Raw genomic sequence first — 22274 nt, 5'->3', positions numbered from 1 at the left:
CCCCGCACCCCCGAACAAAACAAAACCACCCCCAACCCCCCCCCCCCCCCCAACCCCCCTTTGTTTTCACCCCGCCCAAACCGCCCCCCTATGGGGGTCGGAGCCCCCCGCCTTTCTCAGCCGTGCGGGTTCCGCGGTTCGGCGCGGAACCTCGGCTATCTCACTTCAGCGCGCGGGCCAGGTTGACGTCGAGGGCGCCGAGGAATTCCTCGGTGCTCAGGTAGCCCTGGTCGCCGCCGACGAGCAGCGCCAGGTCCTTGGTCATCTGGCCGCCTTCGACGGTCTTGATGACGACGTCCTCGAGCGCCTGCGCGAAGCCGATCACCTCGGGGGTGTTGTCCAGCTTGCCCCGGTGCTCCAGGCCACGGGTCCAGGCGAAGATCGACGCGATCGGGTTGGTCGAGGTCGGCTTGCCCTGCTGGTGCTGGCGGTAGTGCCGGGTGACGGTGCCGTGCGCGGCCTCGGCCTCACAGGTCTTGCCGTCCGGAGTGAGCAGCACCGAGGTCATCAGGCCGAGCGAGCCGAAGCCCTGGGCCACGGTGTCGGACTGCACGTCGCCGTCGTAGTTCTTGCAGGCCCAGACGTAGCCGCCCTCCCACTTCATGGAGGAGGCGACCATGTCGTCGATCAGGCGGTGCTCGTAGGTCAGGCCCGCCGCGTCGAACTCGGCCTTGAACTCGGCGTCGAAGACTTCCTGGAAGGTGTCCTTGAACATGCCGTCGTAGGCCTTGAGGATGGTGTTCTTCGTCGAGAGGTACACCGGGTAGTTCTGCTGCAGGCCGTAGTTGAACGAGGCCCGCGCGAAGTCCTCGATGGACTTCTTGAAGTTGTACATGCCCATGACGACGCCGCCGTCCTCGGGCATCTTCACGACCTCGTGCACGATCGGCTCGCTGCCGTCCTCCGGCGTGAAGGTCAGCGTGACGGTGCCCGCCTCGTAGACCTTGAAGTCGGTGGCGCGGTACTGGTCGCCGAAGGCGTGGCGGCCGATGATGATCGGCTTGGTCCAGCCGGGCACCAGGCGGGGCACGTTGGAGATGATGATCGGCGCGCGGAAGATGGTGCCACCCAGAATGTTACGGATGGTGCCGTTGGGCGAGCGCCACATCTTCTTGAGGCCGAACTCCTTCACCCGCGCTTCGTCGGGGGTGATGGTGGCGCACTTCACGCCGACGCCGTACTTCTTGATGGCGTTCGCGGCATCGACGGTGACCTGGTCGTCTGTCTTGTCGCGGTACTCGATGCCGAGGTCGTAGTACTCGAGGTTCACGTCGAGATACGGGTGGATCAGCTTGTCCTTGATGAACTGCCAGATGATCCGGGTCATCTCGTCGCCGTCGAGTTCTACGACGGTACCTTCAACCTTGATCTTGGACATGGATCTTCGTGTCCTCCTAGGATGGTGCCCTCATTGCACGGCCAGGCGAACACGCTTGTGAGCGGACCCCAGCTGTTCCAACAGACAACGTATATGCCCCGCGTTGTCTGCGGGACGTGTGGTGCAAACAAGACGAGCGTACTGCTGCCCCCTACCTCACCGCGATGGGAGGGCCCGCTGTGCGGGACTCCGCCTGCGCAGCGGACGGCAAACGGGTCGCAAGTGACCGCGGGCACTGTCGGGTGATGACCGACATACGCTCGACTCCCAACCTACTCGGCATGCGCCTGGCCCATCGCGCAATGCTCGCCGATACCGCCCGGTTCGCCGTTCTGGCCGGGGAGCTCGCCGCCATCCGGACACCGTGTCCACCCCGGCGTGCCCGCGCGATCGCGGGCTATCTCGACCTGCTGTGCGACTCCATCCACCATCACCATCGCGTCGAGGACGAGGTGCTCTGGCCGACGCTGACCGCCGCGGCGGGCGACGCGATCGAGCTCAGGGAGCTCACCGACGACCACGCCCAGCTCGACCCGGCGCTGGCCGAGATCAGGACGCTCTGCGCCGACCTGGTCGCCCGGCGCCCGGGGGCCGCCGCCGCGCTGGCCGAGCGGCTGACGCGGCTGCACACCGTGCTCGACGAGCACATCGCCGACGAGGAGCGGACGGTCTTCCCGGTCGTCACCGAGTACCTGACCACCGCGCAGTGGGCCGAGGTCGAGGCGGCGGCCCGCAAGGGCGCGGTGATGAGTTTCGAGGTGCCGCGGATGGCGGCGGTCTGCACGCCCGCGGAGCTGGCCGAGGTGACCGGGGACGGCGGGTGGCCGTTGCGGGTGATGCTGAGAGTTTTCGGGGTTCGGTACCGGCGGCGCGAGCGGGTGCTGGCGGGCGAGTGAGTGCCGCTGCCAGGGCCGGTGGCAGCCGTGGGCGGGTCGCCGATGTGTGGCTACGCGGTCGCCGACGGCCCGTTGCCCGCCTGGTCCGTGGCGGCGCCCGCGTTGTCGAGTGCGGCCAGTTCGCCGGCGACGGCGGCGAGGACTTCGTCGGCCGCGACGCGGTGCCGGACAGCGGCGGCGTGGTCGCCCAGCCGGTCGGCCAGTTCGGCGAGGACGATGTCGACCGGACCGAAGGCGACCGACCCGGAGTCCATGCCCGCGATGGTGCCCGCTCTCGGCAGCAGGTCCTGATAGAGCCGCCGGGCCGCCTCGACCGTGCCGATCCGGGCGACCACCCTGGCCTCGAACACCGACATCGCGCACCAGTAGTAGTCACGCGGGACCGGAGCACCCTCGCCGAGCAGCGCGGCGGCTCGCTCGGTGTCTCCCGCGTCGAGCAGGGCCAGCATGTACGCGGGCCTGAGCGCGTGCGGTGCGGCCGCGTTCAGCGCGGCGTAACCGTCGAGGCCGGGCGCGAGGTCGCCGCGCGCCCAGCCGGTCATCATCTCGGCCAGCAGGACCAGCTCGGCGCCGTTGGCGTGACCCGCCGCGATCATCTGCGCGCTGAGGTCGGCATCGATGGCCCTTGCGGTCGCGAAGTCGCCGCGCAGTGCGGCGAGCACCGCCAGATGCGCGGTGGAGACGACCAGCAGCGGGCCGAGCTGGCCGCCCTCGGCGCAGTCGAGCGCCTTGGCGATCTCGGCCCGCGCGGCGACGAGCCTGCCCGCACCCGAGGCGACGAGGAAGCGCACGAAATGCGCGACCGCCTGGTACTCCGGCAGACCCGCCTCGGTCGACACGCGCAGCAGTTCGTCGGCCAGGTCGCCGCGTTCCGGCCACAGATCGGGACCGAGCGCGACGAACGCCCTGGCATTGAGTGCGGCGCACAGCGATTCGGGATCGCCGAGCTCGCGCGCCGCGCGCAGGGCCTCGGCGGAGCAGGCGAAGGCGTGCGGGTTGTCGAAGCCGACGACTTCGAAGGCGGTGGCGACGAGCAGCCGGATTCGCAGGTCGGGCGCTGTCGTGCGGGTCAGCGCGGCGGCCAGATCGGCCCGCGTGCCACGGTCGGGAGCGCCGCGTTCCCGGCTGGTCCAGATCGTGGGGGCGCGCCAGCAGGTGAGGACGGCGACGACGGGATCGGTGGTGATCCGGGCATCGTCGGCGGTGACGGGCTGCGCGTCGGCGCCGGGCGCGAGGGTGCGGGCGGTCGCCAGGGCTTCGGCGCGCAGGATGCGGGCCTGTTCGTCGTTGCCGCCGTAGGCGAGGGCGTTGATCAGCGCGCAGGTGGTCGACAGGGCCGCGAGGCGATCCGCGCGCGGCGCCGTGGCGTCGACGTGTCCTGCGCGCGTGTGCAATTCGAGGGCGGAGCGCCACAGTGGCTCGGCGTCCTGGTGGGCGCGGCGGTCGGTGCGCCTGCGGGCGGCGGCGCGGACGTAGCGCAGCGCACGGGTGGCGTTCGCGGTGCCCGCGCCGGCGATGGCGTGGTGCGCCATGGCGTCGAGGTCGACTGCGCCGGTATCGGATTCGAGGTCGGCCGGGGTCGCGCCGGTGCGGCGTTCGAGGAGTTCCAGGGCCGACCAGTGCAGCCTCGCGCGGCGCAGGGCGGGGATGTCGCCGTAGACGGCGTCGCGGATCAGGGCGTGGGCGAAGGTGATCCGGTCGGTGCCGGTGATGCGGACGAGTCCGGCGACGGTGACGGTGTCGACCAGGTCGATCAGGGTGTCCTCCGGCTCGGCGGTCAGCTCGAGCAGGGTGTCGAAGTCGATGTCGTCGCCCCAGACGGCGGCCAGGCGCAGCGCCCGGGCCGCGCCTGCGGGCAGCCGGGCGATCCGGCGGCTCAGCACATCGCGCACGCCATCCGGCACGGCATGCAGGTCGCCTACCGCCGCAGCGAGTTTGGCGACCTCGCGGACGAACAGCGGGTTTCCACCGGTGCGCTCGCGCAACCGCTCGGCGGTGTCGTCATCGATGGACCCCAACCCGGCACGGGCCGCGACCGCGCGCACGGCCGCGGTATCCAGACCACCCAGCTCCAACCGGCGACCGGTCGTGGCCGCCAGCGCCGCGGCCGTAGCCCGTACCCCCGCGTCCGCCTCGGACCCACGAGCGGTGACCAGGACCAGCACCGGTCGATGTGCGAGCCAGGCCACCAGCTGCCGCAGGATCTGCAAGGTCGCGCTGTCGGCGCGATGGACATCTTCGAGAACCACCAGCACAGGCCCGCCGGCAAGTCGCTGCCCACACGCCAGGGCCACTGCCTGCGCGATGGCGAACGGCCCCGCTTGCGCGCCGAGCCCATCCGGCACCGGACCTGCCGACACCCGCGCGCCGAGCCCATCGAGCAGATGTACCCAAGCCCAGGCGGCGGGCGCGCCGTCGACTTCGGGACACGCCGCGCTCACGACGGTCCACCCGTCGGCGGCGAGTGCCCAGGCCAGCGATTCGGCCTGGGTGGTCTTGCCCGCGCCCGCTTCCCCTTCCAGCCACACCACCCTGGCCCGCCCGTGCGCCACCACCCCGGCGGCCTCGGCGAGCAAGGCCGCCCGTTCGGCGTCGTAGCCGACCGCGACGCCGCCGAACCGCGCGCGCGTGCCCGGCTGATCCGAACCGCTGCCGACCCCGGCGGCTTTCGCCGCACCCGCTCCCACAGTCGCCGATGCCTCCGGGGCGTCGCCGACGAGTCGCGGGGGCTGTCCCCCGAAGTGGTCGGTGAGCGATCCGGCCTTCGCGAGTGCACTCGTCGACGTCACCGGGTCCGCGTCGTCGGCGGGCCGCACGGCTTCGGCCGAATTGATCGCCGAGCCCCTCGAATCTCCACCATCGGTGGGCTGTGCTCGCCCAGCAGACGGTTGCACCGGATCGGGCTGGACTGGTCCGGCCGATGGTCGCACCGGATCGGCTTGCGCTGATCCGGCCCAGGGACGCACCTCATCGGCCTGCGCCGGGCCCGCCGCAAGTCGTGCCGGATCGGTCTGCGCTGATCCAGCCGATCGCCGCACCGGCTCGTCCGGGTGATCAGGGCCGGTCGACGCCTTCTCCGGATCGGCGGGGTGCCTCGCGCCGGTCGAGTGGGGCGGCTCGGTGGTCGGTGGCGGGTTCAGGTCCGGGGCGTGGGTGAGGATCGCGGTTTCGAGGGCGGCGAGGGCCGGGCCGGGGCGGACGCCGAATTCGGTGTCGAGGTAGTCGCGGACCCGGCGGAGGGTGGCCAGGGCGTCGAGCTGGCGGCCGAGGCGGTAGTGGGTGAGCGCCAGGAGGCGGGCGGCGTGCTCGCGGTCGGGGTGGTCGGTGACGTGGGGATGTAGCAGCGCCAGCGCCTCGTCGGGGTGGCCGAGGGCAAGGGCCGCTTCGGCGCGACGTTCGACGGCGACGCGGCGGAGTTCGTGCAGGCGGGCGGCTTCCGGGAGCACCCAGTGGGCCGTGGCGAAGGCGGCGTACGGCTCGCCGTGCCAGCACGACAGCGCGTCACCGAGCACCCCGTAGCGCCGCGCCGGGTCGACGCGATCGCTGTCGGCCAGCAGGCGTTCGAAATGCCACGCGTCGACCGCGGACCGGTCGAGGCGCAGGGCGTAACCGGGGGCCTCGGAGATCAGCACGGTGGCCGGGGCGCGGGGCGGGCGATCGGGTTCGATGGCGCGGCGCAGGTAGGAGATGTGGGCCTGGAGGGCGCCGAGGGCCTTGGGCGGCGGGTCGCCCGCCCACAGGTCGTCGATCAGGCGATCGGTCGACACCACCTCGCCGCCGGCGAGGACCAGGCGAGCCAGCAGCGCGCGCTGACGCGGTCCACCCAGATCGGCGGGCCGGTCACCCACCTCGACCCGCAACGGGCCGAGTACTTCGATGCGTACGGCGGGCGTGCCGCCGTACGGTCCCTCGTGTTCGATGCGGTCAATTTACCTGGCGATACGCACCCCCGCGATGCCGATCGCCACACCCTGGGCGACGGTTCCCGGGATGATCCACCACCCTTCGGCACCCGGCAGCACCCCGGGCACCATCGCCGCGACCGTCATGGCCAGCGTGCCCAGGATGATCAGCACGCCCGACCAGCGACCGAACACCGCGGCGGGCCGGATCAGCGCGTACACCGCGAGCAGGACGAACCCCAGCAGCAGCGCCAGCGACAGCGGCGCGAGCACCGCGGCCGAGGCGTCGGAGATCTCGGTGGCGGCGTGGTGGTCGAGCTGGGTGCTGACGAACACCTCGTGATAGGCCCCGATCGGGATCACCACCGCCAGCCCGGCGAACAGCAAGCCGTGCGCGAGCGTGAGCATCTTGCTCGTCCACTCGTCTCCCGGCCCGCGGATGGCCCGGATCAGCGCGGGTAGCCCGACCGCCATCAGCACCGCGCCGACGGCGAAGGTGAGATGCGCGGCCGCCCAGGTCGGCGCCTGCTCGGCGGACTCGACGTGTTCCAGCGGGTGCATCAGGTTGCCCACCGCCCACAGGAGCGCGCCGACGGCCAGGACCGAGGCCCGGCCCCGGTCCCGACTCCCCGGCGGGACGGGGCTCGACGCGCGGTCGAGCGGATGCGTGTTGTTCGCCTCAGCGGCGGTCTCGATAGTCATGAACAGAGCGTGCGCACGACCGATTGGCGCCCACTTGCGAACGAATTGCGATCGCCTCGACCGGTGGACGCACCGGAACCCCGCGGACCGGAAAGGCCCGCGGGGCTCGGTGCGCCGGACTCAGACCGCGATCGGCACCCGGGCGGCGTGCTCGTCGCCTTCGATCAGGTTCTCCGGCTTGTCCCTGATCATCACCGCGATCACCACTGCGGCGACGAGGAAGAAGCCGGCGCCGACGTAGAACGCGACGTCGTAGCTGTAGATCGAGGCACGCTCGACGAGGTGGTCGACGGTCGGATTGTCGGTCGCGTAGTTCTTCGCGGCCTGCACCGACAGCGTCGTCAGCAGCGCCGTGCCGACCGCGCCGCCGACCTGCTGGGCGGCATTGAGCAGGGCGCTGGCCACCCCGGAGTCCTCGGCGTCGACCTGATGCAGCGCGACGGCCTGCATGCCGACGAACAGCGGGCCCATGCCGAGCGCGATCAGCAGCTGCGCGGGCAGCACGCTCAGCGCGTAGCCGTCGCCGTAACCGAGCTGGGCCAGCCACAGCAGGCCGACGGTGCCGAGCAGCGCGCCGACGACCATCAGCGGACGCGGGCCGAGCTTGGGCATCAGCGCGCTGGTGACGCCTGCCGAGACCGCGATACCCACCGGGAACGGCAGGAACGCGACGCCCGCCTTCAGCGGCGAGTAGCCGAGCGTGTTCTGGTAGTAGAAGCTCAGGAACAGGAACATCGCGAACATGGCGATCGGGATGAGCAGCGCGGCCAGCAGCGCGCCACCCCGGTTGACCTCCCCCGGAATCCGCAGCGGCAGTAGCGGATTCGACGACCGCGCCTCGATCACGACGAAGGCGATCAGCAGCGCGAAGCCCACCCCGAGCAGGCCGAGCGTGCTGCCGGCGAGCCAGCCGTCCTCGGCGGCCCGGCTGAATCCGTAGACGATCGACACCAGCCCGAGCGTCACCGTGACGGCGCCGGGCAGGTCGTAGCCGCCGAGGCGCGGCGCTGGCACATCGCGCACGATGACCGCCAGCGCGCCGAGCAGCGCGACGATCGCGACCGGGGTGTTCATCAGCAGCGTCCAGCGCCACGACACGTACTCGGTGAGCGCACCGCCCACGATCAGCCCGAACGCGACCCCGCCTGCCGAGATGCCCGCGAACACCGCGAACGCGCGGGCCCGCTCCTTCACGTCGGTGAACGTCACCGACAGCAGCGACAGCGCCGAGGGCGCGAGCAGCGCGGCGAACGCGCCCTGCAGACCGCGGCCGAGGAACAGCTGCAACCCGTCCTGGGCGAGTCCGGCCAGGGCCGACGCGGCGGCGAACCCGACCAGGCCGATCAGGAAGATCCGCCTGCGCCCGAGGTAGTCGGCCATCCGGCCGCCGAGCAGCAGCAGGCCGCCGAAGATCAGCGTGTAGGCGGTGAGCGCCCACTGTTTGTCGCCCTCGCTGATGCCGAGGTCTTTCTGGGCGAACGGGAGCGCGATCGTCACGACGGTGGCGTCGAGGATCACCATCAGCTGCGCGGAGGCGAGCACGGCCAGTGCCCACCAGCGTCTCGAATTCGATTGCGGATCAGTCTGTTTCGCTGCTGTTTCGATGCCGGTCACCACGGACTCCTAGTCACTCGAAGGCTCGCGCTCAATCCTGGCACCGTGGGACAATTGGCGTCAAGAGTAAAATGTCTGACTGCGCCATTTGTCGTGAAAAGACAGACGAAACGGACGGGAAGGTAGGCTGGAGAGATGCTGGACTCGACCACTCCGATCACCGGCGACCGGATGACCGAACCGGCAGGCCCGCTCGCGGCCCGCCACGCCCCGACCGGCCTGCGCGAGCGCAAGAAGCGCCAGACCAGGGCCGCGATCGTCGAGATCGGGCTGAGCCTGTGCGACGCGCAGGGATTCGACGCCACGACGGTCGAGCAGATCGCCGCGGGCGCCGACGTCTCCCCGCGCACGGTCAACCGGTACTTCCCGATGAAGGAAGACATCGTGCTCGCCCCGATCGACGATTTCGGGCTCACCGTGGCCGAGGCGCTGGGCGAGCAGCCGCGCACCGGCGACGAACTCGGCGCGCTGTGCGGCGCCTACCTGCAGGTCGTCGATTCCGAGGCCGACGCCGACGGCGTGCGGTTCCTGCGCCAGTTCCTGCAGATGCAGCGGATCATGCGGTCCAGCCAGGCCGTGAACGCGCGCGCCCTCGAATACGCCGAGAAGAAGAACGTCGCGGTCTGCGCCCAGCTGGCCGAGCGGATGTCCACCACGCCCGACGACTTCTCGGTCCGGCTGGTGGCGGGCACCTGGCAGATGCTGTGTCACCTCTCGATCGCCGCGGTCGAGGACGGGCTGCTGAGCGCGACGCCGGAGGCCGCCGCGCAGGTCACCAAGGCCGCCATCCTGCGCGCCTACCACGAGCTCCGCCGCATCTGCGGCGCCCGTCCCGAGGCCGACACGCCAGGGCTCGGCACACCGGCGGCGGAGTGATCCAGGCGACGAAACCGGGGGAAGTTTCCGCGCGGACGCAACGGCCGGTTAACATGACGGCAAGGTCATGAGTACCAGCGCCAAGCCCCGGCTCGCTGGTCGGCAACCCTCCAGCTGCGGTGGGGTGCTCCGGGTGATGACCGGGCTCCCGAAGGCCGGGAGCAAGCGCGCATCGCAGGAGGCCCCCATGTGTTGTTGTCCGTCGATCCAACCCATCTGACGCGATACCCCGGCGAACAACCCTGGAGCTTTTCATGACCGACTCTGCCCTGCCCGAGAACTGGTCCTTCGAGACCAAGCAGATCCACGCGGGCCAGGCCCCCGACGCGGCCACCAACGCGCGGGCGCTGCCGATCTACCAGACCACCTCCTACACCTTCCGCGACACCGATCACGCCGCCGCGCTGTTCGGGCTCGCCGAGCCGGGCAACATCTACACCCGGATCATGAACCCCACCCAGGACGCGGTCGAGCAGCGCGTGGCCGCGCTCGAGGGTGGCGTCGCGGCGCTGCTGCTGGCCTCGGGCCAGGCCGCCGAGACCTTCGCGATCCTGAACCTGGCCAACGCGGGCGACCACATCGTGTCCAGCCCGCACCTCTACGGCGGCACGTACAACCTGTTCCACTACTCGCTGCCCAAGCTCGGCATCGAGGTCTCCTTCGTCGAGGATCCCGACGACCTGGCGCAGTGGCAGGCCGCCATCCGGTCCAACACCAAGGCGTTCTACGGCGAGACCATCGCCAACCCGAGCAGCGCCGTGTTCGACATCCCCGGCATCGCCGAGATCGCGCACAAGGCGGGCATCCCACTGATCGTCGACAACACCGTCGCGACCCCGTACCTGATCCAGCCGCTGGCCCACGGCGCCGACATCGTCGTGCACTCGGCGACCAAGTACCTGGGCGGCCACGGCGCAGCGGTGGCCGGCGTGATCGTCGACGGCGGCACCTTCGACTGGACCGTGCGCGACGCCGACGGCAACGCCCGCTTCCCCGGTTTCACCGAGCCCGACCCCAGCTACCACGGCGCGGTCTTCGCCGACCTGGGCGCGCCCGCGTTCGCGCTCAAGGCCCGCGTGCAGTTGCTGCGCGACCTGGGCGCGGCGGTGTCGCCGTTCAACGCGTTCCTCATCGCCCAGGGCATCGAGACGCTGAGCCTGCGGGTCGAGCGGCACGTGGCCAACGCCGAGGCCGTGGCGAAGTTCGTCGCCGAGCAGCCGGGCGTCGAGGCCGTCCACTACGCGGGTCTGGAGACCTCGCCGTGGCACGCGCGGGCCAAGCAGCTGGCACCCAAGGGCGCGGGCGCGATCGTCGCGTTCGAGCTGCGCGGCGGTGTCGACGCGGGCAAGAAGTTCGTGGACGCGCTCAGCCTCCACAGCCATGTCGCTAACATCGGTGATGTGCGTTCTCTCGTGATTCACCCGGCGTCCACCACGCACTCGCAGCTGACGCCCGAGGAGCAGCTGGCTTCCGGCGTCACTCCGGGGCTGGTCCGGCTCGCCGTGGGCATCGAGGGAATCGACGACATCCTGGCGGATCTGCGCGCCGGTTTCGCGGCGGCGAACACGTGACTGTGAGCACCGAATCGCCGATCGCCCGTCCCGCAACCGGGGTGGCCCTGCTGCCACCGCCGGACGGGCGACTCGGCGTGGTCGCCATCGGGGATGTGGCGCTGGAGAACGGCGCCGTCGTCCCCGATGTGCGGCTGGCGGTGCAGCGCTGGGGTGAGCTCTCGCCCACGCTCGACAACGTGGTGCTCGTCGAGCACGCCCTCACCGGCGACTCGCACGTCATCGCCAGCGCCGACAACGCCCAGCCCGGCTGGTGGGAGGGCATGGTCGGCCCCGGCGCGCCGATCGACACCGACGAGTGGTGTGTGATCGCGACGAACGTGCTCGGCGGCTGCAAGGGCAGCACCGGACCGTCCTCGCTCGCGCCCGACGGCGCGCCGTGGGGTTCCCGCTTTCCCGACCTGACCATCCGTGACCAGGTCACCGCCGAGGCGCAGCTGCTCGATCTGTTCGGGATCGAGCGGCTGGCCGCCGTCGTCGGCGGGTCGATGGGCGGCATGCGGGTGCTGGAGTGGATCATCGGGCAGCCGGGTCGGGCCGCGGCCGCGCTGGTGCTGGCCGTCGGCGCCCGTGCCACCGCCGACCAGATCGGCACCCAGACCACCCAGATGGCCGTCATCAAGGCCGACCCCGACTGGCAGGACGGCGACTACCACGGCACCGGCCGCGCGCCGATGACCGGCATGGGCCTGGCCCGGCGCATCGCGCACCTGACCTACCGCACCGAGGGCGAGCTCGACCACCGCTTCACCAACCGTCCCCAGGGCGACGAGGATCCGTGGACGGGCGGGCGCTACGCGGTGCAGAGCTACCTCGAGCACCAGGCCGAGAAGCTGTGTCAGCGCTTCGATCCGGCCACCTATGTGCTGCTCAGCGAGGCCATGAACCGCCACGACATCGGCCGCGGCCGCGGCGGGGTCGCCGCGGCGCTGGCCGCGACGACGGTGCCGGTCGTGGTGGGCGGTGTCGATTCCGATCGGCTCTACCCGCTGCACACCCAGGCCGAGCTGGCCGAGGGGCTGCCGGGCTGCGCCGGGCTCGAGATCGTGCACTCGCGCGACGGGCACGACGGCTTCCTCACCGAGGCCGCCGCGGTGTCCAAGCTGCTCACCGAAACCATGCGGCTGGCCCGCGAGAACCGCTGACGCCCGGGCTTTCTCAGTCCCGCGTCGTCCCGGCCAGCAGGGACATGATCGATCGCACGTAGTCCTGGAGCCGTTCGCGCGGATACTCCTCGGGCTCGCTGACCGCGAGCCTGCCGAGCATCTCGGCGACGGTGAGAGTCGAGTTCGCGAGCAGTCCCGCGTCCATCGACGACCAGCGCGGCGACATCGCGATGCCGACGCGGACCAGGGATTCCGCGCGGGCGAGAATGTCGGCCCTGGCCGTGCGCAGCGCGTCGCGGTATTCGTCCGGCGCGCTCGCCGGAGTCGCCAGGATCAGCCGCCAGCGGGTCGGATTCGCCAGTGCCACACCGACGAACGCCTCCACCGTCGCCGAGGCGGCGGCGAGCGGCTCGGTGTCGAGCAGGTCCGCGGGCAGGGTGTCGGCGATCTGTTCCAGGCCGCGTTCCCGCTCCCGTTCCAGCAGCGCCTCGACGAGCTCGGCGCGGGTCTTGAACACGGTGTAGAGCACCGGCTTGCCGACGCCCGCCTCCTGCGCGACGGCCTCCATGCTCAGCTCGTGCAGTTCCATCCGCCCGAGCACGGTGAACGCGGCGTCGAGGAGTTGCGCCCGGCGCTCGTGCGGTGGCAGGCGCGGGGCATAGCGGCGCCGCGGTCGTTGTTCCTGCGTCGCGGTCACGCGCTCCTCCTGTCGTCGTCTGGACGATACCCCGCCTGCGGGCTCCCGGCATCAATCCTACGCAACCGTTGTATTCACTTCGCGTGATTGCTACGGTGGTGTTGTATTCATGTGCGAGGGACGTCCTCGGCAACTGCAAAGGAGCAGGTGCAATGGCATTCGATCCGTCGACTCTGCGACGCGACGACTACGGCTTCTTCGGGCCGGATTCCCCCACCTGGAAGGTGTGGGCGGCGCCGACCGCGCTGATCGGCTTCCAGCGCGCGGTGACGCTCGAGCACTTCGATCCGTTCCTCACCGCCGCGGTGGCCGATTCGCACGGGATCTACGACAATCCCGCCACCCGCCTGGACCACACGCTGTCCTACTTCCTGCTGGTCGCGCTCGGCGACGGCCGCACCGCCATCCAGGCCGCCGAGCACCTGATGAAGGTGCACGCGCCGATGACGGGCATCGAACCGATCAGCGGCAAGCGCTACAGCGCCAACAACCCCGACTCGCAGCTGTGGATCCATGTCACCGGCTGGCATTCGGTCCTCAAGGCCTACGAGATGTTCGGCCCCGGCCCGCTGAGCCCCGCCGAGGAAGACCGGTACTGGGCCGAGTGCGTGATCGCCGCCGAACTCCAGACCTGCAAACCCGAGGATGTGCCGCGCGATCGCGACGAGGTGCGCGCCTACTTCGCGCGGGTCCGACCGCAGTTGTGCGTCAGCGAACGGGCCGTGCGGGCCATGCACTTCCTGCTGTGGCCGTCGGCGGACAAGGGCATGACGTTCGCCGTCGGCGGCCGGGTGCTGTCACTGGCGACGATCTCGACGCTGCCCGCCTGGATGCGCAAGCTCGGCCGGTTCGACCTGCCCGGCATCGTCGACGCGTCGGCCCGGCTGCCCTGGAAAGCCCTCGTGTGGGCCACCGCGCTCCGTGGCAATCGCGGACTGATCCTGGCCAGCCCGTTCGTCGCGAAGATGACCGGGCAGATCCTGGCGGCCCACACCGCCGCAGGCACGCCGCGCACCCCGGCGACGATCAGCCCCGCCGACGCCCGCGAGCGCTACGGCAGCACCGGCACCCGCAGCCTGTGGGAACACCGCATCACCGAGTCCGCCTGACCGACAGGCCCGGCGCCTCAGCCGGCCGTCGCGCGCCGGGCCCGCTCGATCCGGTTGATATTCGTCTCGACCCACTCCCGCAGCGCCGCGATCGGTTCTCGCAGGCTGTGCCCGAGTTCGGTGAGGGTGTACTCGACCCGCGGCGGCACCGTGGGATACACCGTGCGCGCGACGAATCCGTCGTGCTCGAGCTGACGCAGGGTCTGGGTGAGCATCTTCTGCGAGATGCCGTCGATGCGCCTGCGCAGGTCGGTGTAGCGCAGGGTGCCGTCGGCGAGGGCGTCGACGATCAGCACCGTCCACTTGCCCGCGATGTGGTCGAGGACCTCGCGGGTCGGGCATTTGGCCGAGTAGACGTCGGCGGGCAGGCCGGTGGCCTCGTGAATCGTGCGCACCTCGCCGAGTCTAACGCACAAAAAGGTGCCTACTTCCCAACGGAGAGCGACTCTCCGATAGTAGGAATCATGAGCACACAGACACTTTCGGTCACCGAAGCCATCCGCACCCGCCGCACCGTCCGCCACTACCGGCCCGATCCGCTCGACCCCGCGCTGCTCGACGAACTGCTCGACCTGGCGGTGCAGGCGCCGAGCGCCTGGAACATGCAGGACCGCTCGATCGTCGTCGTCACCAGCGAGGCGGGGCGCACGGCGCTGTCGGAGGCGGCGTTCGGTCAGCCGCAGCCGCTGGAGGCGCCCGCGGTGCTGGTCTTCGTCGCCGATCCGGGGGCCTGGACCGGGACCAATGCCGACATCGTCGAGCAGGCGACGCGGAACGGAGCGTGGAACGAGCAGTTCCTGGCGAAGTTCGACTCGCGCGCCGACTACCACTCGATGCGCGAGCGCGGCCTGCTGCGGGAGAACGCCGTGAAGAACGCGATGATCGCCGCCACCTACGTGATGCTCGCCGCGACCGGGCTCGGGCTCGATTCCGCGCCGATGAACGGCTGGGACGAAGCACTGGTGAAGCAGGCGATCGGGATCGACGCCGACGCCGAGCCCGCGATCGCGGTGCTGGTCGCCGTCGGCTACGGCACGGGCACCCCGCCGCACCCCGGCCGCAGGCCGCGGGAGCGCGCGGTGTTCACCGAGCGCTATCTCAGCTGACGCCGAGGGTGTTGATGGTGGCGGCGAGGAAGACGATGGCGCTGCCCAGAGCGGTCAGGGTGGCCACGTCGAACGGTCGGCTGCGGACGGCGAGCAGGCCGACCTGCACCGTCGGCAGGCACAGCCGGAAGGCGGCGGCCACCAGGGCCGCGCTGCCGAAGATGATCGCCCCGCGCCGCCACCGATCCCAGGCGACGAACACGACCGCGACCAGGATCAGCGCACTCACTACGGTCATCGGCAGGTGACTGCGCAGGTACTGCTCCCCCGCGCTCAACCGCACGACCCGATGCTTCCCGGTCGTCTCCGCCTTGTTCACGGCCACGATTGTTCCAGACGCGCTCGCCGGGCGGGCGCCCCGCGCCCGATCGGTGGGGCGAGCCGAGCCCGCGCGCCCGGCATGACAGAGTGATGCGCTGTGCTGCACCTGATCTTTCACAACCCCGTGATCCCGCCCAACACCGGCAACGCGATCCGGCTGGCCGCGGGAACCGGTTGCGCGCTGCATCTGATCGAGCCGCTCGGCTTCGACCTCTCGGAGGCCAAACTGCGCCGGGCCGGGCTGGACTATCACGACCTCGCGGTGGTGACGGTGCATCCCGACCTGACGACAGCGCTGACGACCATCGAACCCGGCCGGGTCTTCGCCTTCACCACCCAGGCCACCACCCGCTTCACCGATGTCGCCTACCGCGACAACGACGCCCTGCTGTTCGGCACCGAACCCACCGGCCTCCCCGCCGAGGTCCTCGCCGACCCCCACATCACCGACCAGATCCGCATCCCGATGCTGCCCGGCCGCCGCTCGATGAACCTGTCCAACGCCGCCGCCGTCGCGGTCTACGAGGCCTGGCGCCAACTCGACTTCCCCGGCGCAGTGTAGCTGCGGCGCTGTTTCAGCGCTAAAATAGCGCTATGGCTACCATCCAGGTCAGGGACATTCCCGACGAGGACGCCGAGGTGTTCCGCCGACGCGCCGAAGCCGAGGGCATGTCGTTGCAGGCGTACATGCGACGAGAGTTGATCGCCGCCGCTCGTCGCCGCTCGAAGACAGAGGCGATGGCGGCCATTCGCGAAGCGCTGGAGCGCGATTCGAGCGCGGGCGCCGACCGCGAGTCGATCCTGAGCGCTTTGGACGACGCCCGTGGCGAGTGACGAGTACGTGCTCGACGCCTCGGCCGCCTCGACAGCGCTGCTGCGCAAGGACGCCGTCGGGATCGCCGTCGGGCGGTTGATCGAGACCAGCACCTGCCACGCGCCGCATCTCATCGACGCGGAGGTCGGCAATGTGCTGCGCCGCCATGAGCGCAAGGGCCTGATCGACCCCGACACCGCCACGATCGGCCTGCGCATGCTGGCGACGATGGTCGATCGGCGGTATGCCCACCAGGGCTGGCTCAGCGAGCAGGCGTGGCTGCTCCGCCACACGATCACGTTCTACGACGGCCTCTATGCCGCGCTGGCGGCACGACTCGATGTGCCGCTGCTCACCAGCGACGCGCGGCTGAGCAAGGCACCCGGGTTGCCGTGCCGGGTCGAAGTGATCGACTGAGCGTCAGCCGTCGACGTCGAAGCGTTTGAAGCGGGAGGTGGCGCCGCCGGTCAACCGCACCGCCGATTTGGCGACGCCGAAGTGGTCGGCGAGGAGTTCGATGGCGGCCTTGTTGGCCTTGCCCTCGACGGCCGGGGCGCGGACGTAGAGAGTGAGGGTGCCGTCGTCGGCGACTTCGACCAGTGGGCCTTTACGGCTGTTCGGTTTGATCGTCGCCCGGACGGTCGGCATCGGTCGGTTCCTCCTTCGGTCCGGCGGCGGGCGCGGCCGCAGGGGCCTTCGCGGCGGGGCGGCGACGGCGCAGGGCGGTCCGCAGCACCAGCCAGATCGCGCCGCCGAGGACGGCGAGGAAGCCGAGCCACGGCAGGGCCTTGCCCAGGAAGACGATCGCGTCCTGGAGCCAGTCGATCAGCGAGTTCCAGCCGGCGACGATGCCGTCCCAGAAGTTGTCCGGGTCGCCGGGGGCGTCCTTGTCGTCGGCGGTGAAGGTGATGGTGAGCGTGGACAGCGCGACCTGGTCGTCGAGGGAGCGCTTCTGCGCGGTGAGGCTGTCGAGTTCACCCTGCCTGCTCGCCAGCGCCTCCTCGGCGGCGATCAGGTCGGCGGTGTTGGTCGCGCCTGCCATGAGCGCGCGCAACCGGTCGACGGAGGCGCGCAGGGCGCTGATGCGGGCATCGAGGTCCTGCCACTGCATGGTGACGTCGTCGCGATTGGTGCTCACCCTGGTGACGGTGCCGACCCCGTCGAGTCCGGTGATGAAGGCGTCGGTCTTGTCCGCGGGCACCCGCACACTGAGCACGGCGCGCGGCGTGCGGTCGTCGGTCCCCGGCTGTTCGGTGCGGCTGTCGATCCGCCCGCCGAGCACCCGCACCTGCTCGGTGACCTCCGCCGCCGCCCCGATCGGATCACCCGAGGTCACGTCGACCGACCCGGTGATCACCTCTTTCCGGTCCGAATCCGGCGGCGCCGGACTCTCTTTCGCCGGCGCCCCCTCCCGAAACCCCGGCGCCACCGCCGCGGCGGGCCCCGAAACCGTCGGCGAGGACGCCTGATCGGCCGGGCCCCCGCTCCCCACGTCGTCCCCGCACCCGGCCAGGAACACCAGCCCGAGCACCCCGATCATCACCACGGCAAGCTTGCGCATGATCGCAGCGTAATCCGCCGACCGCCCGAGCGGGCGCACCCGCGAATCTCTAGGTCAGCGGGGGCGGGTGGTGTAGCGGTCGAGTTCGGCGAGGCGGGCGTCGAGGTGGGGGTGGGTGGAGAGGAGGGTGGGGACCGCGCCGGAGCGGGTGGGGTTGTTCGGGTGGTGGTGCAGGGTGTGCAGGACGGCGCGGAACTCGGCGAGGTAGCCGAGGTCGGCGACGACGCGGTCGGCGAGATATTCGCCGCGCTGCCACAGCCGGGGGCGGATCAGCAGTTGGAGGGCGGCGACGCTCAGGGCGATGGCGGCGGTCCAGGGGCCGAGGAGCAGGGCGAAGGCCACGAAGACCAGGCAGGCCGCGCAGCCGTAGGCCAGCACGGCGGGGGCGGCGAGCAGCGTGGTCGCGGTGACCAGGCCCAGGTACGACCAGCGCAGGGACGCGATCACCCGGTCCGAGGTGACCGTCAGGCGCGGAAGCGCCCGTCCCATGAGCAGGTCGGCGGGCGCGAAGAGGGCACGGACCAGCCATTCGAACGGCCTTCGGTACCACCAGATCACGTACCGCCAGGTCGCGGTGCCCTGGAGCCGGTGCCCGAGTTCATGGGCGAGCAGCGCTTCGAGCTGGTGCTGGGTGAACGTGTCGACGGCCTGCCGGGTGACGGACAACTGCCCGCCGGAGTGCAGGGCACCGTTCACCGCACCGGAATTCATCACCCACACCCTGGCGGTGTCGACGGGCAGACCCGCGGTGGCGGTGACGTTCACCCACGCGCGACGCACCCGGTCGTGTTCGTCCGGCAGGTGCTGCGCCGACCACTGCGCCATCGCCGCCAGCACGAGCCGGCGCCACCACAGCACCAGCGGACCCGACCCCAGCCACAGTCCGAGGACCAGCACCGCGGCCCAGTTCGCCAGCAGCGCGGCGGTTCCCACCAGCAGCCAGCCGCTGAGCACCAGCGACGGCAGCGAGGCGAGCAGCTCCGCCACGGCCCAGCGGTAGCCCTGCCGGTATGTCACCGACAGGCTGTTCGGTTCGGAGTTCGACATGTGGCCCCCACGCTCGATGGCCTCACTTCCTTGATACCGCAGCGACTCCCGGATGTCCGGCATCGATTCGGCTGCTGATCAACGGAAGTCGCGGGAGCGGGCGGCGATCGTGAGGTCGAGGTGTTCGAGGTGGTCGGCGAGGACACTGGCCGCGCCCTCCGCGTTCTGGACGCGGCCACGGATCAGCAGGGCGGTGGCGTTCTGGGCCAGGCGGCGGTAGCGGGCCCAGAGGCCGACCGAGCAGACGACATTGACCATGCCGGTCTCGTCTTCCAGATTGAGGAAGGTGACGCCCGCCGCGGTGGCGGGACGCTGACGATGGGTGACCGCGCCCGCGACCAGGATGCGGGTGCCGTCCTCGACCAGCAGCAGATCGCACGCCGGGACGACGCCGAGCGAGTTCAGGTGCGCGCGCAGGAATTCGGTGGGATAGCTGCCGGGCGAGATGCCGCTGGCCCACACGTCGGCGGCGGCGAGCTCGAGTGCGCTCATGCCGGGCAGGGACGGAGCGACGGTCGCCGGGCCGGTGCCGGGCAGCAGGTGCGGACGCTCCCCCGCCGCGGCACCGGCGGCCCACAGCGCGGCCCGGCGCACACTGCTGCCGCGGTCGGGAACCGGCGGCGCATCCGCGTGCTCGCCGGACACCGGGTCGACCAGAGTGTCCAGCGCACCCGCGGTGGCCAGCGATTCCGCCTGCGCGACAGTCAGTTCCACCCGCCCGGTGAGCTCGAGCATCGAGCCGTACGGACCCGAAGCGCCACGCTCGGCGACGATGCGATCGGCGAGATCGGCACCGATGTGCCGGACCCCGGCCAGCCCGAGCCGGATCTCGGTGCCCGCGTTCTCCAGGGTGGCCTCGGCCAGGCTGGCGTTGATGTCGGGCCCGTGCACCCGCACACCGTGGCGCCGGGCGTCGGCGACCAGTGACTGCGGGGAGTAGAAGCCCATCGGCTGGGCGCGCAGCAGTCCGGCACAGAATGCCGCCGGGTGGTGCAGCTTGAACCAGGACGAATAGAACACGATCGAGGCGAAGCTCTGCGAATGACTCTCCGGGAAGCCGAAATTGGCGAAGGCGTAGAGCTTCTCGTAGATCCGGTCGGCGACCGCGCCGGTGATGCCGTGCAGGTCGCGCATGCCCTGGTAGAGGCGGTCCTTGAGCCGTTCCATCTTCTCCGGCGAGCGCTTGGAGCCCATGGCGCGGCGCAGCTGATCGGCTTCGGCGGGGGTGAAACCGGCCACGTCGATGGCCATCTGCATCAGCTGTTCCTGGAACAGCGGCACCCCGAGCGTGCGGGCGAGCGAATTCTCCAGCGCCGGATGATCGCAGCGGGGCTCCTCCAGCCCGTTCCGCCTGCGGATGTACGGGTGCACCGACCCACCCTGGATGGGGCCGGGCCGGATCAGCGCCACCTCCACCACCAGGTCGTAGAAGGTGCGCGGCTTCAGCCGGGGCAGCGTCGCCATCTGCGCGCGCGACTCCACCTGGAACACCCCGATCGAGTCGGCGCGCTGCAACATCTCGTAGACGGCCGGTTCGGCGAGATCGAGCGCGTGCAGTTCGACCGTCTCGCCCTTGTGCTCGCGCACCAGGTCGATCATGTAGTGCAGCGCCGAGAGCATGCCGAGACCGAGCAGGTCGAACTTCACCAGGCCGACGGCGGCGCAATCGTCCTTGTCCCACTGCAGCACGCTGCGCCCCGCCATCCGTGCCCACTCCACCGGGCAGACGTCGGCGATCGGCCGATCGCAGATCACCATGCCGCCGGAGTGGATGCCCAGATGCCGTGGCAGGCCGTCGAGTTCGCCCGCGAGTTCGAGTACCGGCGCCGGGATATCGGTGCCCTGCTCCGCCGACACCCCCGACCAGCGGCTCACCTGCTTGCTCCAGGCGTCCTGCTGCCCCGGCGAGAACCCGAGCGCCCGTGCGGCATCGCGCACCGAGGACTTGCCGCGATAGGTGATGACGTTCGCCACCTGGGCGGCGTAGTCGCGGCCGTACTTGGCGTAGACGTGCTGGATGGCCTCCTCGCGCCGATCGGATTCGATGTCGACGTCGATATCGGGCGGCCCGTCGCGCTCGGTGGACAGGAAGCGTTCGAACAGCAGATTGTTGCGCACCGGATCGACATTGGTGATGCCGATGGCGTAGCAGACCGCGGAGTTGGCGGCCGAGCCCCGGCCCTGGCACAGGATGTCGTTCTTCTTGCAGAAGGCGACGATGTCGTGCACCACCAGGAAGTACCCGGGGAAGGTCATCTTCTGGATCACCGCGAGCTCGTGCTCGATCTGCGCGTACGCCTTCGGATTCCGCTCCGGTGGACCGTAGCGCCGCGCCGCGCCGCGATAGCTCAGCTCGCGCAGCCAGGAGTCCTCGTCGTGCCCGGCGGGGACGTCGAACGGCGGCAGCTTCGGGGCGATCAGGCGCAGGTCGAAGGCGCACTCGCGGGCCAGTTCCACCGCGTTGGTCACCGCGTGCGGGTGCTCGGCGAACAGCGCGGCCATCTCCGCGCCGGACCGCAGATGCGCGCCGCCGGTGGACGGGAGCCAGCCCGCCATCGCGTCGAGACTGCTCCTGGCCCGGATCGCGGCCAGCGCCATGGCCCGGCGGCGCTGGGCGGGCGCGGCGAAATGCGCGCCGGTGGACGCCAGGACCGGCAGCCCGACGCGATCGGCCAGCGCGACCAGGTAGTCGTTGCGCTCGTCGTCGGTGGCGATGCCGTGATGGGTGAGCTCGACGCTCACCCGGTCGGCGCCGAAGCGCTCGATCAGTTCCCGCAGGGCCGCTTCGGCTTTCGGGAGCGCGGTATCGCCCGCGTGGAGATCCTCTGCCACGGCGAGGCGCAGCTGCCCCTTCCGGCACCCGGTCAGGATGTGCCAGTGCCCGGCCGCGGCCGCGGTGAGCGTGTCGAGGTCGTAGCGCAGGACGCCCTTCTCCCCCGCCGCCATGTGCGCCGCCGACATCTGTCGCGACAGTGTGCGATAGCCCTCCTGCCCGCGCGCCAGCACCAGCAGATGCGGCCCGTGCGGGTCGGGAGTTCCCGTGCGCGGCAGGGTGTCCGGGGCGTTCTCGTGTCCACCCGCCGCGCCCCCCGGGTCGCCGATCGACCGGAGACCACCCCGGGGAACAGAACGGCGCCTGACCGCATCCCCTCGGCCAGGCGCCGCCTCCGCATCGGTTCCCAGTGACAGTTCGGCACCGAAAACCGTTGGCATTCCCCATTCTCTGGCCGCCTCGGCGAACCGGACGGTCCCGTAGAACCCGTTGTGATCGGTGAGCGCGAGGGCCTCCAGCCCCAACCGCACCGCCTCCTCCACCAGTTCCTCCGGCTGACTCGCGCCGTCGAGGAAGCTGTAGGCGGAGTGGGCGTGCAGCTCGGCGAAGGGCACCGTCGGCGTGGCGGGCCGGTCGACCGGGTGCGCTTCGTACGCACCGCGTTTGCGCGACCAGGCCGGGCTGTCACCGCCGTCGCCGGGATGCATCTCCTCGGCGGGACGGCGGGACGGCTTGCCCGAGAGCACCCGCTCCAGTTCCGACCAGGTCGGCGGTCCGTTGCTCCAGCCCACCAGCCCACTC

Annotated in this window: 20 protein-coding genes and 1 riboswitch; of the genes, 9 read left to right on the top strand and 11 right to left on the bottom strand. The window is 70.9% G+C overall.

Annotated elements, in window-relative coordinates; all coding sequences use genetic code 11:
• Positions 1-160: 160 nt before the first annotated feature.
• On the bottom strand, positions 161-1378 hold the full coding sequence (locus AB0H54_RS18900) for an NADP-dependent isocitrate dehydrogenase (protein WP_218717647.1): 1218 nt from the start codon (positions 1376-1378) through the stop codon (positions 161-163).
• 245 nt (positions 1379-1623) lie between these two features.
• On the opposite strand from AB0H54_RS18900, the gene AB0H54_RS18895 reads away from it, so the two are divergent.
• Positions 1624-2274, top strand: coding sequence for a hemerythrin domain-containing protein (locus AB0H54_RS18895; RefSeq protein WP_357346591.1), 651 nt, complete (start codon positions 1624-1626; stop codon positions 2272-2274).
• A 50-nt stretch (positions 2275-2324) separates the two neighbouring features.
• On the opposite strand, the gene AB0H54_RS18890 is transcribed toward AB0H54_RS18895, so the two are convergent.
• The 3 genes from AB0H54_RS18890 to AB0H54_RS18880 all read right to left on the bottom strand — a co-directional run bounded on the left by AB0H54_RS18890 (position 2325) and on the right by AB0H54_RS18880 (position 8492).
• Positions 2325-6134 carry a BTAD domain-containing putative transcriptional regulator gene (locus tag AB0H54_RS18890; RefSeq protein ID WP_357346590.1) on the bottom strand — a complete coding sequence of 1270 codons (3810 nt, stop codon included), beginning with the start codon at positions 6132-6134 and terminating at the stop codon, positions 2325-2327.
• Positions 6135-6203: 69 nt separating this feature from the next.
• Positions 6204-6878, bottom strand: a complete 675-nt coding sequence (locus tag AB0H54_RS18885) for a hypothetical protein (protein ID WP_357346589.1) — start codon at positions 6876-6878, stop codon at positions 6204-6206.
• Positions 6879-6998: 120 nt separating this feature from the next.
• On the bottom strand, positions 6999-8492 hold the full coding sequence (locus tag AB0H54_RS18880) for an MFS transporter (protein ID WP_357346588.1): 1494 nt from the start codon (positions 8490-8492) through the stop codon (positions 6999-7001).
• A gap of 135 nt (positions 8493-8627) precedes the next feature.
• Here AB0H54_RS18880 and AB0H54_RS18875 point away from each other — a divergent pair, with 135 nt between their 5' ends.
• The 3 genes from AB0H54_RS18875 to AB0H54_RS18865 all read left to right on the top strand — a co-directional run bounded on the left by AB0H54_RS18875 (position 8628) and on the right by AB0H54_RS18865 (position 12084).
• On the top strand, positions 8628-9368 hold the full coding sequence (locus AB0H54_RS18875) for a TetR family transcriptional regulator (protein ID WP_355271542.1): 741 nt from the start codon (positions 8628-8630) through the stop codon (positions 9366-9368).
• A gap of 63 nt (positions 9369-9431) precedes the next feature.
• Positions 9432-9542: riboswitch (SAM riboswitch) on the top strand.
• 80 nt (positions 9543-9622) lie between these two features.
• Positions 9623-10939 carry a bifunctional o-acetylhomoserine/o-acetylserine sulfhydrylase gene (locus tag AB0H54_RS18870; RefSeq protein ID WP_357346587.1) on the top strand — a complete coding sequence of 439 codons (1317 nt, stop codon included), beginning with the start codon at positions 9623-9625 and terminating at the stop codon, positions 10937-10939.
• Positions 10936-12084 carry a homoserine O-acetyltransferase gene (locus AB0H54_RS18865; RefSeq protein WP_357346586.1) on the top strand — a complete coding sequence of 383 codons (1149 nt, stop codon included), beginning with the start codon at positions 10936-10938 and terminating at the stop codon, positions 12082-12084. Before AB0H54_RS18870 ends, AB0H54_RS18865 begins: the two co-directional genes overlap by 4 nt.
• Positions 12085-12097: 13 nt before the next feature.
• Here the strand turns inward: AB0H54_RS18865 and AB0H54_RS18860 are convergent, their stop codons facing one another.
• Positions 12098-12742, bottom strand: coding sequence for a helix-turn-helix domain-containing protein (locus AB0H54_RS18860; protein WP_357346585.1), 645 nt, complete (start codon positions 12740-12742; stop codon positions 12098-12100).
• Positions 12743-12894: 152 nt separating this feature from the next.
• On the opposite strand from AB0H54_RS18860, the gene AB0H54_RS18855 reads away from it, so the two are divergent.
• Positions 12895-13851 carry an oxygenase MpaB family protein gene (locus AB0H54_RS18855; RefSeq protein WP_357346584.1) on the top strand — a complete coding sequence of 319 codons (957 nt, stop codon included), beginning with the start codon at positions 12895-12897 and terminating at the stop codon, positions 13849-13851.
• A gap of 17 nt (positions 13852-13868) precedes the next feature.
• Here the strand turns inward: AB0H54_RS18855 and AB0H54_RS18850 are convergent, their stop codons facing one another.
• The gene (locus AB0H54_RS18850) at positions 13869-14246 is read right to left on the bottom strand and encodes a helix-turn-helix domain-containing protein (protein WP_357346583.1); all 378 of its coding nucleotides are present in this window, start codon (positions 14244-14246) and stop codon (positions 13869-13871) included.
• 69 nt (positions 14247-14315) lie between these two features.
• On the opposite strand from AB0H54_RS18850, the gene AB0H54_RS18845 reads away from it, so the two are divergent.
• Positions 14316-14957, top strand: a complete 642-nt coding sequence (locus tag AB0H54_RS18845; protein ID WP_357346582.1) for a nitroreductase family protein — start codon at positions 14316-14318, stop codon at positions 14955-14957.
• On the opposite strand, the gene AB0H54_RS18840 is transcribed toward AB0H54_RS18845, so the two are convergent.
• On the bottom strand, positions 14950-15195 hold the full coding sequence (locus tag AB0H54_RS18840; protein WP_232017306.1) for a DUF3017 domain-containing protein: 246 nt from the start codon (positions 15193-15195) through the stop codon (positions 14950-14952). The genes AB0H54_RS18845 and AB0H54_RS18840 overlap by 8 nt on opposite strands.
• 180 nt (positions 15196-15375) lie before the next feature.
• Between AB0H54_RS18840 and AB0H54_RS18835 the strand changes: the two genes are divergently transcribed.
• The 3 genes from AB0H54_RS18835 to AB0H54_RS18825 are packed head-to-tail and all read left to right on the top strand — an operon-like array spanning position 15376 to position 16509.
• A complete protein-coding gene (locus AB0H54_RS18835) occupies positions 15376-15840 on the top strand; it encodes a tRNA (cytidine(34)-2'-O)-methyltransferase (RefSeq protein WP_355271530.1) in 465 nt (154 codons plus the stop codon).
• Positions 15841-15872: 32 nt separating this feature from the next.
• Positions 15873-16112 carry an antitoxin gene (locus AB0H54_RS18830; RefSeq protein WP_189030755.1) on the top strand — a complete coding sequence of 80 codons (240 nt, stop codon included), beginning with the start codon at positions 15873-15875 and terminating at the stop codon, positions 16110-16112.
• Positions 16102-16509, top strand: a complete 408-nt coding sequence (locus tag AB0H54_RS18825; RefSeq protein WP_357346581.1) for a type II toxin-antitoxin system VapC family toxin — start codon at positions 16102-16104, stop codon at positions 16507-16509. Before AB0H54_RS18830 ends, AB0H54_RS18825 begins: the two co-directional genes overlap by 11 nt.
• 3 nt (positions 16510-16512) lie before the next feature.
• On the opposite strand, the gene AB0H54_RS18820 is transcribed toward AB0H54_RS18825, so the two are convergent.
• The 4 genes from AB0H54_RS18820 to AB0H54_RS18805 form a co-directional block, all read right to left on the bottom strand.
• A complete protein-coding gene (locus AB0H54_RS18820; RefSeq protein WP_355271528.1) occupies positions 16513-16740 on the bottom strand; it encodes a DUF167 domain-containing protein in 228 nt (75 codons plus the stop codon).
• Positions 16700-17653 carry a DUF4349 domain-containing protein gene (locus AB0H54_RS18815; protein WP_357346580.1) on the bottom strand — a complete coding sequence of 318 codons (954 nt, stop codon included), beginning with the start codon at positions 17651-17653 and terminating at the stop codon, positions 16700-16702. Before AB0H54_RS18815 ends, AB0H54_RS18820 begins: the two co-directional genes overlap by 41 nt.
• 54 nt (positions 17654-17707) lie before the next feature.
• Entirely contained in the window at positions 17708-18700 is a 993-nt protein-coding gene (locus tag AB0H54_RS18810) for a M48 family metalloprotease (protein ID WP_357346579.1), read from the bottom strand.
• Positions 18701-18778: 78 nt separating this feature from the next.
• Positions 18779-22264, bottom strand: a complete 3486-nt coding sequence (locus AB0H54_RS18805; RefSeq protein ID WP_357346578.1) for an error-prone DNA polymerase — start codon at positions 22262-22264, stop codon at positions 18779-18781.
• Positions 22265-22274 lie beyond the last annotated feature (10 nt).

This window comes from Nocardia sp. NPDC050718, from assembly GCF_040654235.1.
Classification (GTDB): domain Bacteria; phylum Actinomycetota; class Actinomycetes; order Mycobacteriales; family Mycobacteriaceae; genus Nocardia.
This window is presented reverse-complemented; position numbering and strand designations above follow the sequence as displayed.

Excerpts from the sequence above, each read along its gene's own strand:
- AB0H54_RS18885 (WP_357346589.1), bottom strand. The coding sequence starts at position 6,878 with ATGACTATCGAGACCGCCGCTGAGGCGAACAACACGCATCCGCTCGAC.
- AB0H54_RS18870 (WP_357346587.1), top strand. The coding sequence starts at position 9,623 with ATGACCGACTCTGCCCTGCCCGAGAACTGGTCCTTCGAGACCAAGCAG.
- AB0H54_RS18875 (WP_355271542.1), top strand. The coding sequence starts at position 8,628 with ATGCTGGACTCGACCACTCCGATCACCGGCGACCGGATGACCGAACCG.
- AB0H54_RS18900 (WP_218717647.1), bottom strand. The coding sequence starts at position 1,378 with ATGTCCAAGATCAAGGTTGAAGGTACCGTCGTAGAACTCGACGGCGAC.
- AB0H54_RS18820 (WP_355271528.1), bottom strand. The coding sequence starts at position 16,740 with ATGCCGACCGTCCGGGCGACGATCAAACCGAACAGCCGTAAAGGCCCA.
- AB0H54_RS18830 (WP_189030755.1), top strand. The coding sequence starts at position 15,873 with ATGGCTACCATCCAGGTCAGGGACATTCCCGACGAGGACGCCGAGGTG.
- AB0H54_RS18895 (WP_357346591.1), top strand. The coding sequence starts at position 1,624 with ATGACCGACATACGCTCGACTCCCAACCTACTCGGCATGCGCCTGGCC.
- AB0H54_RS18815 (WP_357346580.1), bottom strand. The coding sequence starts at position 17,653 with ATGCGCAAGCTTGCCGTGGTGATGATCGGGGTGCTCGGGCTGGTGTTC.
- AB0H54_RS18855 (WP_357346584.1), top strand. The coding sequence starts at position 12,895 with ATGGCATTCGATCCGTCGACTCTGCGACGCGACGACTACGGCTTCTTC.
- AB0H54_RS18845 (WP_357346582.1), top strand. The coding sequence starts at position 14,316 with ATGAGCACACAGACACTTTCGGTCACCGAAGCCATCCGCACCCGCCGC.
- AB0H54_RS18810 (WP_357346579.1), bottom strand. The coding sequence starts at position 18,700 with ATGTCGAACTCCGAACCGAACAGCCTGTCGGTGACATACCGGCAGGGC.
- AB0H54_RS18840 (WP_232017306.1), bottom strand. The coding sequence starts at position 15,195 with ATGACCGTAGTGAGTGCGCTGATCCTGGTCGCGGTCGTGTTCGTCGCC.